At 55.1% G+C, this 12,839-nt stretch carries 10 protein-coding genes; 4 read left to right on the forward strand and 6 right to left on the reverse strand.

The features are described from left to right. Window positions 1–328: 328 nt before the first annotated feature. On the reverse strand, window positions 329–1,108 hold the full coding sequence (locus tag Q0510_RS21195; protein ID WP_298716084.1) for an EI24 domain-containing protein: 780 nt from the start codon (window positions 1,106–1,108) through the stop codon (window positions 329–331). Window positions 1,109–1,201: 93 nt separating this feature from the next. Here Q0510_RS21195 and Q0510_RS21200 point away from each other — a divergent pair, with 93 nt between their 5' ends. Beyond that, window positions 1,202–1,813: a DNA-3-methyladenine glycosylase gene (locus Q0510_RS21200; RefSeq protein ID WP_298716086.1), complete on the forward strand. Its 612-nt coding sequence runs from the start codon at window positions 1,202–1,204 to the stop codon at window positions 1,811–1,813. 713 nt (window positions 1,814–2,526) lie between these two features. Here the strand turns inward: Q0510_RS21200 and Q0510_RS21205 are convergent. The 3 genes from Q0510_RS21205 to Q0510_RS21215 all read right to left on the reverse strand — a co-directional run bounded on the left by Q0510_RS21205 (window position 2,527) and on the right by Q0510_RS21215 (window position 6,481). Continuing rightward, window positions 2,527–3,543: a PorP/SprF family type IX secretion system membrane protein gene (locus tag Q0510_RS21205; protein ID WP_298716088.1), complete on the reverse strand. Its 1,017-nt coding sequence runs from the start codon at window positions 3,541–3,543 to the stop codon at window positions 2,527–2,529. A 195-nt stretch (window positions 3,544–3,738) separates the two neighbouring features. Beyond that, the gene (gene upp / locus Q0510_RS21210) at window positions 3,739–4,392 is read right to left on the reverse strand and encodes a uracil phosphoribosyltransferase (RefSeq protein WP_298716090.1); all 654 of its coding nucleotides are present in this window, start codon (window positions 4,390–4,392) and stop codon (window positions 3,739–3,741) included. Between the two features lie 223 nt (window positions 4,393–4,615). Then, window positions 4,616–6,481 carry a von Willebrand factor type A domain-containing protein gene (locus Q0510_RS21215; protein WP_298716092.1) on the reverse strand — a complete coding sequence of 622 codons (1,866 nt, stop codon included), beginning with the start codon at window positions 6,479–6,481 and terminating at the stop codon, window positions 4,616–4,618. 93 nt (window positions 6,482–6,574) lie between these two features. Here Q0510_RS21215 and Q0510_RS21220 point away from each other — a divergent pair, with 93 nt between their 5' ends. After that, window positions 6,575–7,663, forward strand: a complete 1,089-nt coding sequence (locus Q0510_RS21220; RefSeq protein WP_298716094.1) for an anhydro-N-acetylmuramic acid kinase — start codon at window positions 6,575–6,577, stop codon at window positions 7,661–7,663. On the opposite strand, the gene ade is transcribed toward Q0510_RS21220, so the two are convergent. Further along, a complete protein-coding gene (gene ade, locus Q0510_RS21225) occupies window positions 7,660–9,300 on the reverse strand; it encodes an adenine deaminase (RefSeq protein ID WP_298716096.1) in 1,641 nt (546 codons plus the stop codon). The genes Q0510_RS21220 and ade overlap by 4 nt on opposite strands. Before the next feature lie 116 nt (window positions 9,301–9,416). Here ade and Q0510_RS21230 point away from each other — a divergent pair, with 116 nt between their 5' ends. Then, entirely contained in the window at window positions 9,417–10,136 is a 720-nt protein-coding gene (locus tag Q0510_RS21230; RefSeq protein ID WP_298716098.1) for a hypothetical protein, read from the forward strand. A gap of 57 nt (window positions 10,137–10,193) precedes the next feature. Here Q0510_RS21230 and Q0510_RS21235 read toward each other — a convergent pair whose 3' ends face one another. Then, the gene (locus Q0510_RS21235; protein WP_298716100.1) at window positions 10,194–11,198 is read right to left on the reverse strand and encodes a WYL domain-containing protein; all 1,005 of its coding nucleotides are present in this window, start codon (window positions 11,196–11,198) and stop codon (window positions 10,194–10,196) included. Window positions 11,199–11,296: 98 nt separating this feature from the next. On the opposite strand from Q0510_RS21235, the gene Q0510_RS21240 reads away from it, so the two are divergent. After that, window positions 11,297–11,884 carry a hypothetical protein gene (locus Q0510_RS21240; RefSeq protein ID WP_298716102.1) on the forward strand — a complete coding sequence of 196 codons (588 nt, stop codon included), beginning with the start codon at window positions 11,297–11,299 and terminating at the stop codon, window positions 11,882–11,884. The last annotated feature ends 955 nt before the right edge of the window (window positions 11,885–12,839 follow it).

The following is a 12,839-nucleotide window of genomic DNA, read 5'->3' on the forward strand; positions in this document are numbered from 1 at the left end:
TGGCAGGCTGAAGAGCGCGTCTGCACTGAGGACCGTCGGAATGAGATATAATTTGCCCTTTTGCGTCATGTCGGAAGAGTTTGGGAGGTGCCGTTCAGAATTCCCTGCCGGACCGATTCCGGCAAAGATAGGATTTCAGGGAGTAACGGGGTTTCCCTGGCGCAAAAGTTCTTTTGCCGGAGAGGGTGGAAAGGTCTTTGAAATATGATTATCGCGCGGCGACATCTGCCCGGTCGGTGAACTTTGCGTAGTTGCCGTGCTTTCCGTATCTCGGCCAATGCATTGCTATCGCACATTTATCCCGTCGGGAGTTTCCTGCCCGGCCGGGTTATGCTTCCGTCCCCATGGGCAGCCGTTGCTGCTGCAGGTGGATGGTCGCGGCGATTACTGCGTAACAGGGAGCCAGCAGCCATCCGAGGACGGGTATGAACAGGAACAGGTAGAAAACGATGCCATTTCCCATCGCCATCCCTTTATGGTGCCGGATATACGCGATGCTTTGCCGCATCGGCCAGCGGCGGCGCTCGAAACTGTAGTCCATCATTGAAAAGCCGAAATAGTAACATTCTATGAGCATAGCGATCAAAGGCGTCAGCCATCCCAGGATGGGGACAAACGCGAGGATCGCCAGGATGAGCATCAGAGCGGTCTGGTAAACCAGGTTTCGGAGCGACAGGCGGATGCCGCGTACCAGGTCTTTCAGCAACTGCGCAGCGCTGAAAGGGAAATCTTTCCCCTGCATGATGCTTTCCGTCTTTTCCGACAGGTAAGCAAACAACGGTGACCCAACGATCAGGAAGAGATATTTAAAAAAAGAGAAATACATGATCAGGAAGATCATCCTGACCGCCAGGCCCACCAACAGGAACAGGAAGTTGACAAAACTGTTCTGCAGCTCTTCGATCCAGGTTTTCAGCGTCAGCAGGTTGAGGACATAATCGATGAACACGCCTGAGTATTCCCAAACGTAAACGATCCCCGCCACGAACATCAGGCAGTAAATGATCCCCGGAATGATAATCCACTTCCAAAGCCGGTGAGCCGAAATAAAACGATGGGCGGCGCCATACGACTGAATGGCACCCAGCACTTCTCTTAATGAAAACAACGTTTGCGCTTTTTTAGAATGGTAGCAAAATATGGATGGAGTTTTTGCTCAAGCAACGGATGGGTCGAACGTAAATTAGTACTATTTTTCAGTATGCCTAAACTAGAACGTGCATTTTATCTGGAAAAAAATGTCCTGAAAGTCGCAAAGTCTTTACTGGGGAAGGTTTTAGTTACGGAAACCGACGGACTCCGCACTTCGGGACGGATTGTGGAAACGGAAGCTTACAACGGAGCTGTTGACAGGGCATCACATGCCTGGAATAACCGCCGCACCGGGCGGACGGAGATCATGTTTGCCGAAGGCGGCGTTTCGTATGTCTACCTCTGCTACGGCATCCACCATCTCTTCAATGTGGTCACCAACATCCGGGATGTCCCGCATGCAGTGCTCGTCCGGGCATTGGAGCCCCTGGAAGGTATTCCCGTCATGCTGGAACGGACCGGCAAGCCGAAGCTGGACTTTACCCTGACCTCCGGCCCCGGCAGCTTATCCAAAGCGCTCGGCATTAGCACGGCGCTAACCGGCCAGGATCTCATGGGCGACCGTATCTGGATAGAAGACGCCCCGCCCGTTCCCGCGCGGAATATTGTTGCCGGCACCCGTGTAGGTGTTGCCTACGCGATGGAAGATGCCTATCTGCCCTATCGGTTTTCGATCCGCGGCAGCAAATGGGTAAGCCGGGGAAAAGGGCTTGAGCGTTGAGCAGTGGAGGATGATTTGGGTGCTTCTTACCTGGTAGCGGGGAATAATAATGCAGAAGTGCAGCTTGATAAACCTGGCCATTACATGTCAGCAATCGGATGTATGGTGGATTTTGTAGAAGGGCTCTTGCGTTGGGTTTGCCGGACGGCTAATACGGCTCTTCTTCCCGCTTGCCGGCACCGGCTCCATGGAAGGATTGGGTAAAAAGGCGAGTGTATGAGTTTGCAGGGCGAGTGGTTGCTGGTTGTTGTCGCCAAGTTTTCGTGTGTGACGACTTGGCAGGGCTTTAATACGGTGGTAAAATTTGGGCAGGAAGCTTCATTCCCTTTCAGGCCGGGAACCTGGCGCAGTCGTATGCGTCAGAAATCAAGATGGCAGCGGATGCTGTTATTGCTGAATGGTTTAGTTTGCCAGTAATAGTTCATCAGGAAATTTGAAAATCTCGTGCATTGAACCGTCGCAGAATGTGTAACGTGGAAGTAGTAACCGGGCCATGAGGTATTGTTACTTAAAAGCTTGTTGTTTGACCGGCGCGTCAACGGTCCCAGTTGCTTCTCTCCCTTTCAGGCCGGCACCAGGGCGCGAGTGCATGTGAATGGAGCGCTTAAACCTTGAAACAAATACGCATCTCGTTTCAGTAGAAGTACATCTGCCGAAACGAGGACAAAGTTGTAAGTAGATAAATTATTGAGAAAAAGCCCGCCGGGAAAGGATCAGAACTTCGGGCACAGGGTACCGTTCTTGTTGCTGTCGCCTTTTTTACCGATGTAGATGACAGAAATCTCCATGCCGCCGCGGTAATTGGAAGCCGGCTTCAGGGTAGATACGTTCATGTCGTAGCTCAAGCCTACTTTGAAGCTGTTGAACTCAAGTCCCACATACGGGTTCACCGCATCTTTCAACCGGAACCAGGAACCCACGTAAAAAATGGTGGGTGCATCGGGCATATCATTGAGCAGGAAGCCGTAAGCCGCGCCCATCGTGGTTTCTACAGCCTGGTTCTGGCGCATGTAGTGCGCGCTGAAGTGGATGCGGTTGCCGCCGTTCACAGGGAACGAACCGCCGCCATGCACCGTGTACCGATAGCTCAAACGGTTATTGTTGTTGTCAAGGAAAGTTTCGGTCGGTTGCGTGAAGTGATAGTAAGAAGCGCCAAGGTAGATGTTGGATGATTCTCCCACCAGGCCGCTATACAGCAATCCCACGTTATAATCCAGGTAGGAAATATTAGGATTCATAATCGTTTCGCCACTCGGCAACGAAGGGTCGTAACCGTTATCCCCGATCTGCTGCTCGAATATCAATTTACTCTGGTCCACACGCTTCTGTACCAACGCCATCTGCACCCCCAGCCCCAAAGTATGGTTCCCTTCCACGTCCAGCCCTTTGTGGTAGGCCGTGCTCGCCGCTACGAAGTTGGACGTCAGTGCCCCCGCGCCCGTCTTATCGTACAACGCCAGAATACCTACTCCCCAGGTATCCGTATATGGAATGGAATTCTTCAAAATGCCGAAATCCGCCGCCAAAGTCCCCGTAATATAAGGAGACGCGATACTGCGCCATTGACTGCGGTAATTGCCGGATAAACGAAGGTCGCCGGAGAAGTACCCCGTAAATGCCGGGTTCAGCGTGAGCGGAGACGCAAAGAACTGCGTAAAGTGCGGGTCCTGCGCCCTCACAGGGCTGAATGCATAAAGGGCTATGGTTAATAGGAGTAGTAGTTTTTTCATTTCAATACTTCGTCAGTTAAAGGCTGATAGGGACACTATACAATGCTAAGGTAGAAAATCAATTTCATATTTCAAATTAAATCTATATAACAGCGCGGAGCGTTGATTTAGATTTAGTTGTGAATACCAGTGCCAATTCGTAGGATATTTATGCTTCACCAGTGCCTATCTTAAAACGCGGATTTTCCATTTTTGTTACTGCTGCACCTTCTCCCCGAATGCCAGGTCGCCCGCATCGCCCAGCCCCGGAACAATATACCCCTTAGCCGTGAGCTCGTCGTCGATATCTCCCGCCCAAATGCTGATATGCGCATCGGCGTTCCGCTGAACATATTCGATCCCAATCGTACAAGCGATAGCCGTAACAATATGAATATGAGCAGGTTTGCCAAATTCTCCCAGGTGCTCGATGGTTTTTACCAAAGAGGCGCCCGTCGCCAGCATAGGGTCACTCAGGATCAGCACCTTCCCGTCCAGCGGGGGACAGGATACATACTCCAGCCTGATCTCGAAAGACCCGTCCCGGTTATGCTTGCGGTAGGCGGAAATAAATGCATGGTCGGCCTTATCGAAATAATTGACCAGGCCCTGGTGCATCGCCAGCCCGGCCCGCAAAATGGTACCGATGACCGGCTGGTGCTTCAGCACCTGAACATGCGCGCTCCCCAGCGGAGTTTCCACTTCCTTGTCCACATACATCAGCGATTTGCTGATCTCGTAGGCGGCCACTTCTCCCAGGCGTTCCAGGTTGCGGCGGAACCGCATCCGGTCAGCCTGAATTACCTCGTCCCTTATCTCGCTCATCCACTCGCCTACCAGTGAGTTGGTGTCACTCAAATTGATTATCATAACCCTGCTGTTTTGCGTTCATGCCAAAATAGCATTTTTTTCGCTACCCGGGCGCTTTTTCCGCTATGATAACAATTGCGCCTTCCAGTGCTGTTGCAGATTTGACCCCGGCTGTATCTCCTCGCCGCAAACGCCTTCCCGCGACGGAATTTGGGGGTGAAAAAGTCCTCCCCGCGCAATCCGGGATCACGCGGGGAGAACGCCTGTTTTTCCTGCAATGATTTTAATCTTTACGCGCAATATCTTCCAGCGCCATCGCCTGTTTGATCATTTGCACCAGCTGCCCGCGGTACCCCTCGGCATCGGCCCCCTTCAGCCCGCTGAGGAGCGCCAAAGCCTCCGTATAACTCGACTTCCCGGCATATTCACTCTTCCGCAGCAGCATCCCGAACTGCGCCGCCGCCACTGCCAGCCTAAAACTTTCAGGGCTTGCCCCGATCGAAACCGGGCTACCCTTCAACGCATGCGCCAGCAGCCGGCTGGAACCGCCGTCGGGCCGCTTGTACCGCACCTTAACCGTCAGCACCTCATCGCTGCGGGTAACCGGCGCCTCCGTGACCTGGTACTTCAGCGGGTCCACGTCCGGACCGTCTAATTTCACGCCGGGAGGCACCAATTCGTACAGCGCCGTTACGCTATGCCCGGAACCCATCTCGCCGGCATCTTTCCTGTCGTCGTTGAAATCCTCGTTTTCCAGCAGCCGGTTCTCGTAACCAATCAGCCGGTAAGCCTGCACCTTCGCGGGATTGAACTCCACCTGCAGCTTCACGTCTTTAGCAATGGTGAACAACGTGCCGCCGAACTCCGTGGAGAACGTGCGGCGGGCCTCGTCGAAATTGTCGATATAAGCATAGTTTCCGTTTCCTTTATCCGCCAGCGTCTCCAGCCGGTTGTCCTTGTAATTGCCCATGCCGAACCCCAGCACCGAAAGATATACATTCCCTTCCCGCTCCTTTTCGATCAGGCGTTCCAGTTCCCCCACATCCGAAATCCCTACGTTGAAATCGCCATCAGTAGCGAGGATGACGCGGTTATTGCCGCCCCTGATATAATGCTCCTTTGCCGTGGCATACGCCAGCTGAATCCCCGCGCCCCCGGCCGTGCTGCCACCCGCTTCCAGGCGGTCGATGGCGCTGAGGATCGCGTCTTTATTGTTCCCCGTTGTCGAAGGCAGGGAAAGCCCCGCCGCCCCGGCATACACCACGATCGAAACACGGTCCTGCGGCCGCAGCTGTTTCACCAGCAACCGGAACGCCTGTTTCACCAGCGGCAACCGGTTAGCGCCCGACATCGACCCCGAAACATCGATCAAAAAAACGAGGTTGCTGGCTGGCAGGTTATCGGTCGGGATTTTCCGTCCCTGGATACCGATCCTTACCAGCTGGTGCGCCGGGTTCCAGGGGCATTGCGCCATATCCGCGTGGATCGCCACAGGTGCGTCGCCGGCAGGTTGCGGGTAATCATACTCGAAGTAATTGATCAGTTCTTCCACCCGCACCGCATCCTTCACGGGAATATTGCCCAGGTTCAGCATATTCCGCACCAGCGAAAACGACGCTTTGTCAACATCAGATGAAAACGTACTCAAAGGCTGCTGCTTCGTAAACCGGTAGCGGTTTTCCTTAATGGCGCCAAATTCGTCGCGGCTGGCGGAAGGAATGTAACCTCCGCCGGACATTCTTTTTTCGCTGGCGGCCGGCGCCATCGCGATTCCGCGAATCTGGACGTTGGAATAGGAAACAGATTTCCGTTGCGTCGCGTATCCCACCACCGTAACCTCCTGCAGCGCCTGCACCGAAGGCGTGAGCTCGATCAGCACCGCCGTGTCCTGCGCTGTAAAGGATTTTACCAGTTTGTTATACCCGATCCACGACACCTCCAGCGCAAAATTTCCCTTCCGAACATGACAGGTAAATTTGCCCGTGCTGTCGGTCAGCGAGCCGAAATGCGTACCGTCGATGCGGACCGTAGCGCCCGGAATGGGATCTTTGGTGTTGATGTCGAGTACTTTTCCGGTGATCCGGACCGTCTGGGCAAAAATTTGCCCGCACGCCAGTATACAGACGCATAGCAGGTGAATGCGTTTCATGATCGGGTAGGTTTGTTTCCCTACGGATGCAGATCACCCGCCCGATTCCATAAAAAAAGCCGGCCTTCCATTATCTTTGCCAAAATTTCTTTCATGGTATATCACGTAATCGGGTTAATGTCAGGCAGTTCGCTGGATGGTTTGGATATGGTTTATGCGGAATTGGCGGAAGTGAGAGGACAATGGTCTTACCAGATCCACGCCGCGGAATGCATTCCGTATTCGGAAGAGCTGAAAGCCTCCCTGGCAAAGGCTACCAGCCTCAACGCCCGTGATTACCAGTTACTGCACACCGCTTACGGCCGTTTTACCGGCGAACAGGTGACCGCATTCATCAGCCGCAACGGCCTCGACCACAAAATTCACTTCATAGCTTCCCACGGTCATACTACTTTCCACATCCCGGAACAGAATACCACTGCGCAGCTCGGCTGCGGCGCCACTATCGCCGCCGTTACCACCCTGCCTGTCATCAGCGACCTCCGGGCCGTTGACGTAGCCCTCGGCGGACAAGGCGCGCCGATCGTCCCCATCGGTGAAAAATACCTCTTCCCCGACTTCAGCTACCTGCTCAACCTGGGCGGCATCGCCAATATCTCCGCTAAAAACGGGGAAAACTACCAGGCGTTCGATATTTGCCCCGCCAACCGCGTCCTCGACGCACTGGCGCAGGGCCTTGGCAAAGCCTACGACGAAAACGGCGCACTGGCGGCCGGAGGCGTTACCGATCAGGCATTGCTGTCTGCCCTCAACGCATTGCCTTATTACGCGCAGCCTGCACCTAAATCCCTCGCCAACGACTTCGGCACCGATACGGTGCTGCCCCTCATCGCAGGGCATACGTTGTCGGTACAGGGTAAGCTGCGGACCTACGTGGAGCACATCGCCACGCAAATTGAAGCCTCGGTAAAAGGCATGAACCTCCCCACGCAAGGCACGCAGATGCTCGTAACGGGCGGCGGTGCGTTCAACCGGTTCCTTATCGAATCCATCGACGCGCGCCTCGACCCGCTGGGCATCACCCTCGTAGTACCCGACGAGCAAACCGCCGCCTACAAAGAAGCCCTTGTGATGGCGCTCATCGGCGCACTCCGCTGGCGCCAGCAGCCCAACATCCTCTCTTCCGTAACCGGCGCCTCGCGCGATAGCGTGAACGGCGCACTGTGGGTGAGCGAAGCCTAAGCCTGGGCTAATTCCGTAAATGCAAAACGATCTCCGTCGAAAAGCCCCCTGTCGCTGAGTTTGAGGTGGGGGATGACGAGCAGCGCCATGAAGGACAGCGTCATGAAAGGCGCGTCGAGCCTGCTGCCCAGTGCTTTAGCGGCTTTGTCGAGCTGGCTGTACCTGCGCGCCGTATCGTAGCCGTCGCCGGCGCTCATGAGCCCCGCAACCGGCAAGGGGAGAATGTATTCGTTGTCGCCGTCGATGACGCAGATGCCGCCTTCGGCGCCGATAAGGGCGTTCACGGCACGGCGTATGCTTTCGTCATCAGCGCCCACAGCAATGATGTTGTGGCTGTCGTGCGCTACGGTGGAAGCGATGGCCCCGGAGCGCAGCCCGAAGTTGCGGATGAACGCCATCGCCGGGGGCGCGTTTTGGTAGCGGTTTACGACCGTCATTTTCAATACGTCCTGCGAAATATCACTGTTTAGATAGCCGTTTGTGGCCTTTAGTTGGAAGGTGAGGGGATGGGTGATGAGCTGGCCGTCCAGCGCTTCGATGACCTGTACGGTGGAAATGTCCGCAGGGGCGGGAACGCGGAAGTCGCCTTCCGATTTTGCCGTGCAGTGGAAACGGTTGATGGGTTCCACGGGCACGGGGGCGATGAGGGTTTTGCCTTCAGCCGCCACCTGTACGCCGCCGATCCAGGTTTCGAGGATATTGAAATCAGATAGATTATCGGTGATGATGAAATCTGCAGGGTCCCCCACGCGCAGGAGCCCCGCGGGAATACCGTAGTGCCGCACGGGATTGACGCAGGCGGCCTGGAGGATATTGAACAGATCGTGCCCCTTGGCCAGGGCTCTCTTCACCAGCAGGTTGATATGCCCTTCCTCGAGATTGTCTGGGTGCTTGTCGTCGCTGCAGAACATGACACGCTGATGATGCGTGGCGATCAGTGGCTCCAGGGCTTCGAAATTACGCGCCGCGCTCCCTTCCCGGATGAGAATGTGCATTCCCGCCGCCAGTTTGTCCAGCGCTTCGTCGAGCGTGAAACATTCATGGTCAGTGCTGATCCCGGCGGAAGCATACTGTGCGGCAATTTCCCCACGCAGCCCCGGCGCATGGCCGTCTACAGGTTTGCCATATTGCCGGGCGGCGGCGATTTTCGCCATCACTTCCGGATCTCCCTGCAATACGCCGGGGAAATTCATCATTTCAGAAAGATAGTAGATATCGGGCCTTTGCAGCAGCCGGGCTACCCCTTCCGGCCCGATGGCGTCGCCCGCCGTCTCGAAAACGGTGGCGGGCACGCACGACGGTGCGCCGAAACAGAAGCGGAAGGGCACCTGTCGCCCGTTTTCCAGCATGAACTCCACACCTTTCTCACCGCATACATTGGCGATCTCATGCGGGTCCGACACGCTGCCCACCGTACCATGCACCACCGCCATCCTGGCAAATTCGGATGGGATCAGCATGGAGCTTTCCACATGCACGTGCGCGTCGATGAAGCCGGGGAGGATATAGCGCTGGGGCACCGGCTGGTCGGTAGCGGTGATGCCGGCGATCTTGCCGCCAGCCACGGAAACAACCGCAGGGAAGGTTCTTCTGCCGGGAATGTCAACTACGATTCCCGCTAACTGCAATGCGTTCATAAGGTTAAAACTCGTAAAAAACAGTTAAAACAAGATGATTGATTTTGCCAGTTTCCCGGAAAAGATACATTTGTGTTCTATAGACGTCTAAACATCCATCAATAAAATCCTGAACAATGAAAAAGATCCTCGCGTTAACCATCGCCATAGCCCTCAGCGGAGCGGCATTGCAGTCGAAAGCACAGTCAGCCGACGAAATCATTGGCAAGCACCAGGCCGCCATGGGTGGCGATGCCAAACTGAAATCCCTCAAAGCCATGGTCTCCGAAGGGAATATGTCCGTCCAGGGCATGGAGTTCCCCTTCAAGGTTTCCGTTATCAGCAATACCGGCATGCGCATGGAATTCGAAGCCATGGGCACGCATAACATCCAGGTGGCCACACCCACCGGCGGCTGGTATTTCCTGCCCATCCAGCAACAGACCGAACCGGTAGACGCCAGTGCAGAAGATATGAAAGACGTGGGCAACGACCTCGACCTCCAGGGCGAAATCATCGATGCCAAAACCAAAGGCCATAACCTGGAATTGGTGGGGAAAGAAACTATCGACGGGAAAGAGGCGTACAAATTCAAACTTACCCGTAAGAACGGCACGGTTGCGAATTACTTCATCGATGCTGCCAGTTATTATGTGGTAAAACGCATCCATTCGGCCACCGTTCAGGGTCAGACCATGGAACTGGAAACCAAAATGAGCGAATTCAAGAAAACCGACGACGGGTACGTATATGCTTCCGTTATCGAGCAATTGCCCATGGATACGAAGATCGTGATCACCAAAGTGCAGGCTAATCCTGCTATCGACGCGAGCATCCTCCAGAAGCCCGCTAAATAAGCGCGGTAAGCGATATAAAGGAGAACCGCCCGGCAGCGCAAGCCCCGGGCGGTTTTTTTATGGGTAACGTTTCAGCATATCGGCGGCTTCCTGCTTTATCCTGTCGGCCAGGTGCTGCGGTTGCACCACCTTGACGCGCCCCCCGCTGCTGAGGATCAGCATCACCAGCTCGTGGTTCACCACGATCCGGAGCCGCACGCGGCATTCCTCTTCGTTATCGGTGATGATTTCCTGCGAAGCGTGCAGCGGCTGCGTTTTGACGTATTTGCCCTGCAGCGGCGTGTAGGAAAGGATGATCTCTTCCGGATCGCCTTCGGCCACGGTGATGCCGATGGCGTTCTTGAAATAGTCGGCGTCGTCGAAGTTCTTGGCGTCGAATTTATCATTGGTGGGCCAGTGGTTGACGATGCGGTCGAGGGCGAAGGTGAGCACCGTGCCGCCGCGCGATTTCTGGCTTTTGCCGATCAGGTAGAAACGATGGTTGTATTCGCGGAGATGGTAAGGCTCCACCCAGTGTTCCTTGGGCTCGGTGCGGTCGAAGGTCTGGTACGCGATGCGGATGACTTCCAGGTTCTTGATGGCGTCCACGATGTCGGGGATGAGCTCTGCGCCTTTGTACTGCGAGCCACGGCTGAATTTGATCAGGCCGCGGTTCTCGAGGTCTTGCCGGTTCATCTTCACACTGGCGGCTATTTTGAGGATAGCGTCCTCGAACCGCTGGATCACCGGCAGGCTGCGGAACTGTTCCAGGATGCCGATAGCCACTTCCAGGCCCTGGAGGTCGGCTTCGTCGATCGGCGCATTGCCGATGGAGAAGTTTTCGTCTTCATATTGATAAACGCGCGTACTGCGGTTGTACACGATGGGCGCGAAATAATTGAGGTCCGGATCATTGCGCATATCCTCGATATCCTTCTGGATAGTGCGCACGGCGATGGTTTTGTCCATTTTCTCCGACACGAATTCCACGAGGTCGTCCAGGCTGGGTTTGGGGAGGCGCTTGTTGCGCAGGCGCTCGTCGAGCCAGCGGTAACGGGAAAGGGCGTCTTTGTTCTTGGGCATGGTAAGGTAGTTTTTCGGGTTAAAAATAAAACATTTTCACTACGCATATCCCCTGCGTAGGCCCCTTCTACTTTTGTAATGTCATCAATCACGAAACTATGAGAAAGGTATCCGTAACAACCGCAGCCCAACTGGAAGCCACTGCCATCAAGGTAGGACAGATCATCCTGGACGACTCTCATTACCTCACCTGCTGGGGATATATGCAGACGGCCGAAGGCTGGCGTAAATGCGACTTCGTGACGAATTACGATGTGCTGAACACCATGCTCCGCGCGATCGAAGATAAGAGCGAAGCCGTACAGATGGCCATTGTGCAGAAGCTGGAACACATGGAGCAGATCCCCGAAATCATTGATTTTGAAGCCCAATTGGGAGAAGCCGTATTGTTCGACAATATCGCCTTCAGCCTGGAGCGCCCGGAATTCAACGGGGGCGATTGGGCGGATTACACGAACGACGATTGCTATTACATCCGCCGCGCCGAGCCTGTAACGCGTGAAGAAGCCTACGCCCGCGGCGTGGAGCATTGCATGCAGGCGCTGGGCAAAAGCTACGAGCTGTACCTCGGTTACCTGGAACTGGAATTCGACGAGGATTCCGCGCGCCAGCAGGCTGATCTGGCGGATGATATGAAATACACCCTGGCTTATTACGCTTACCGCCAGGCCAGCGAAAATAAATAAAGTATATGGGGAAGACAGGGCGCCGTATTCGCCGTCATTCCCGGCAGTCCCTGCTTTCCCCGCTATCCGTTGTTTTTGAAAACCCTTGAAAGCGGCGGTTCCGGCAAAAGGCCGGTCCGCCGCAACAGATCATCCTTTGTTACCCGGCCCGGAGGCTGCTGTGTCAAAACCCATCAGTGAAAGACGTTGCAGTTGTTTCCGGCATCCGCTGTCAAGAACCCCGGCGGCGGCTGGTCCCAGCCATGCGCCGCTTGTTTTTTCGATCCGTTGTTGTTAACCGCAGATCACCCATTGGAGGCCCGCAGCTTGTATGGCGGGCCATGTTAACCGCTGAAAACCGTCAAAAGGACGGTCGTTGCATCATTCGTTGAAAAACGGTGAATTTCCCGGTCCCCGGCCTTTCACCCGCTTTGTAAACCCCGAACGGGCGCTATTGCCCAAGTTAACCCGCAGACGGACTGTTGAAAGGGCAGTCCTTTTATCCATTGTTGTCACCCGGCGGCGCTGCAATTGGCAACCGTCGCAGTTTTGCCTGATGTGAGCACCGGAGGCAGGCTTTTCTTCCCGAACGGCCGTAAGCTCCTGCCGGGCGAATAACCCAAGCGGCGGTTCCTGCATGATCTGTGCAGGGCCGCCGCGAGGCAAAATGATCTTCTTTATGTTTCCCGCGGCCGCCGACCGCAGTTAACCCGCGCCCATTCCGGAAACAACAAACCTATCTTGCTACCCCAAACAAATTCAACATTTCCCTATGCCGGCCGTCAAGGCCAGGAGCGATTCAGGCGTAGTAAGCCACGTTGCCTACATACGAAACCCCCTATGCCCCGGCGCGCCAACAACCACCGGAATGCGCTCTGCGCTAGGATCTGTCCTGATTTGCGCCCTATACCTCCATGCCCGGGTGCATTTTACCTGGGGCGGCGCCGGCCTTTCCCTGCCGGTTTACGTCCGGATC

Source organism: uncultured Chitinophaga sp., assembly GCF_937874145.1.
In the GTDB taxonomy this organism is placed as follows: Bacteria; Bacteroidota; Bacteroidia; order Chitinophagales; family Chitinophagaceae; genus Chitinophaga.

Coding starts and splice junctions, on each gene's coding strand:
- Q0510_RS21200 (WP_298716086.1), top strand. CDS start 1,202: ATGCCTAAACTAGAACGTGCATTTTATCTGGAAAAAAATGTCCTGAAA.
- Q0510_RS21205 (WP_298716088.1), bottom strand. CDS start 3,543: ATGAAAAAACTACTACTCCTATTAACCATAGCCCTTTATGCATTCAGC.
- upp (WP_298716090.1), bottom strand. CDS start 4,392: ATGATAATCAATTTGAGTGACACCAACTCACTGGTAGGCGAGTGGATG.
- Q0510_RS21215 (WP_298716092.1), bottom strand. CDS start 6,481: ATGAAACGCATTCACCTGCTATGCGTCTGTATACTGGCGTGCGGGCAA.
- Q0510_RS21220 (WP_298716094.1), top strand. CDS start 6,575: ATGGTATATCACGTAATCGGGTTAATGTCAGGCAGTTCGCTGGATGGT.
- ade (WP_298716096.1), bottom strand. CDS start 9,300: ATGAACGCATTGCAGTTAGCGGGAATCGTAGTTGACATTCCCGGCAGA.
- Q0510_RS21230 (WP_298716098.1), top strand. CDS start 9,417: ATGAAAAAGATCCTCGCGTTAACCATCGCCATAGCCCTCAGCGGAGCG.
- Q0510_RS21235 (WP_298716100.1), bottom strand. CDS start 11,198: ATGCCCAAGAACAAAGACGCCCTTTCCCGTTACCGCTGGCTCGACGAG.
- Q0510_RS21240 (WP_298716102.1), top strand. CDS start 11,297: ATGAGAAAGGTATCCGTAACAACCGCAGCCCAACTGGAAGCCACTGCC.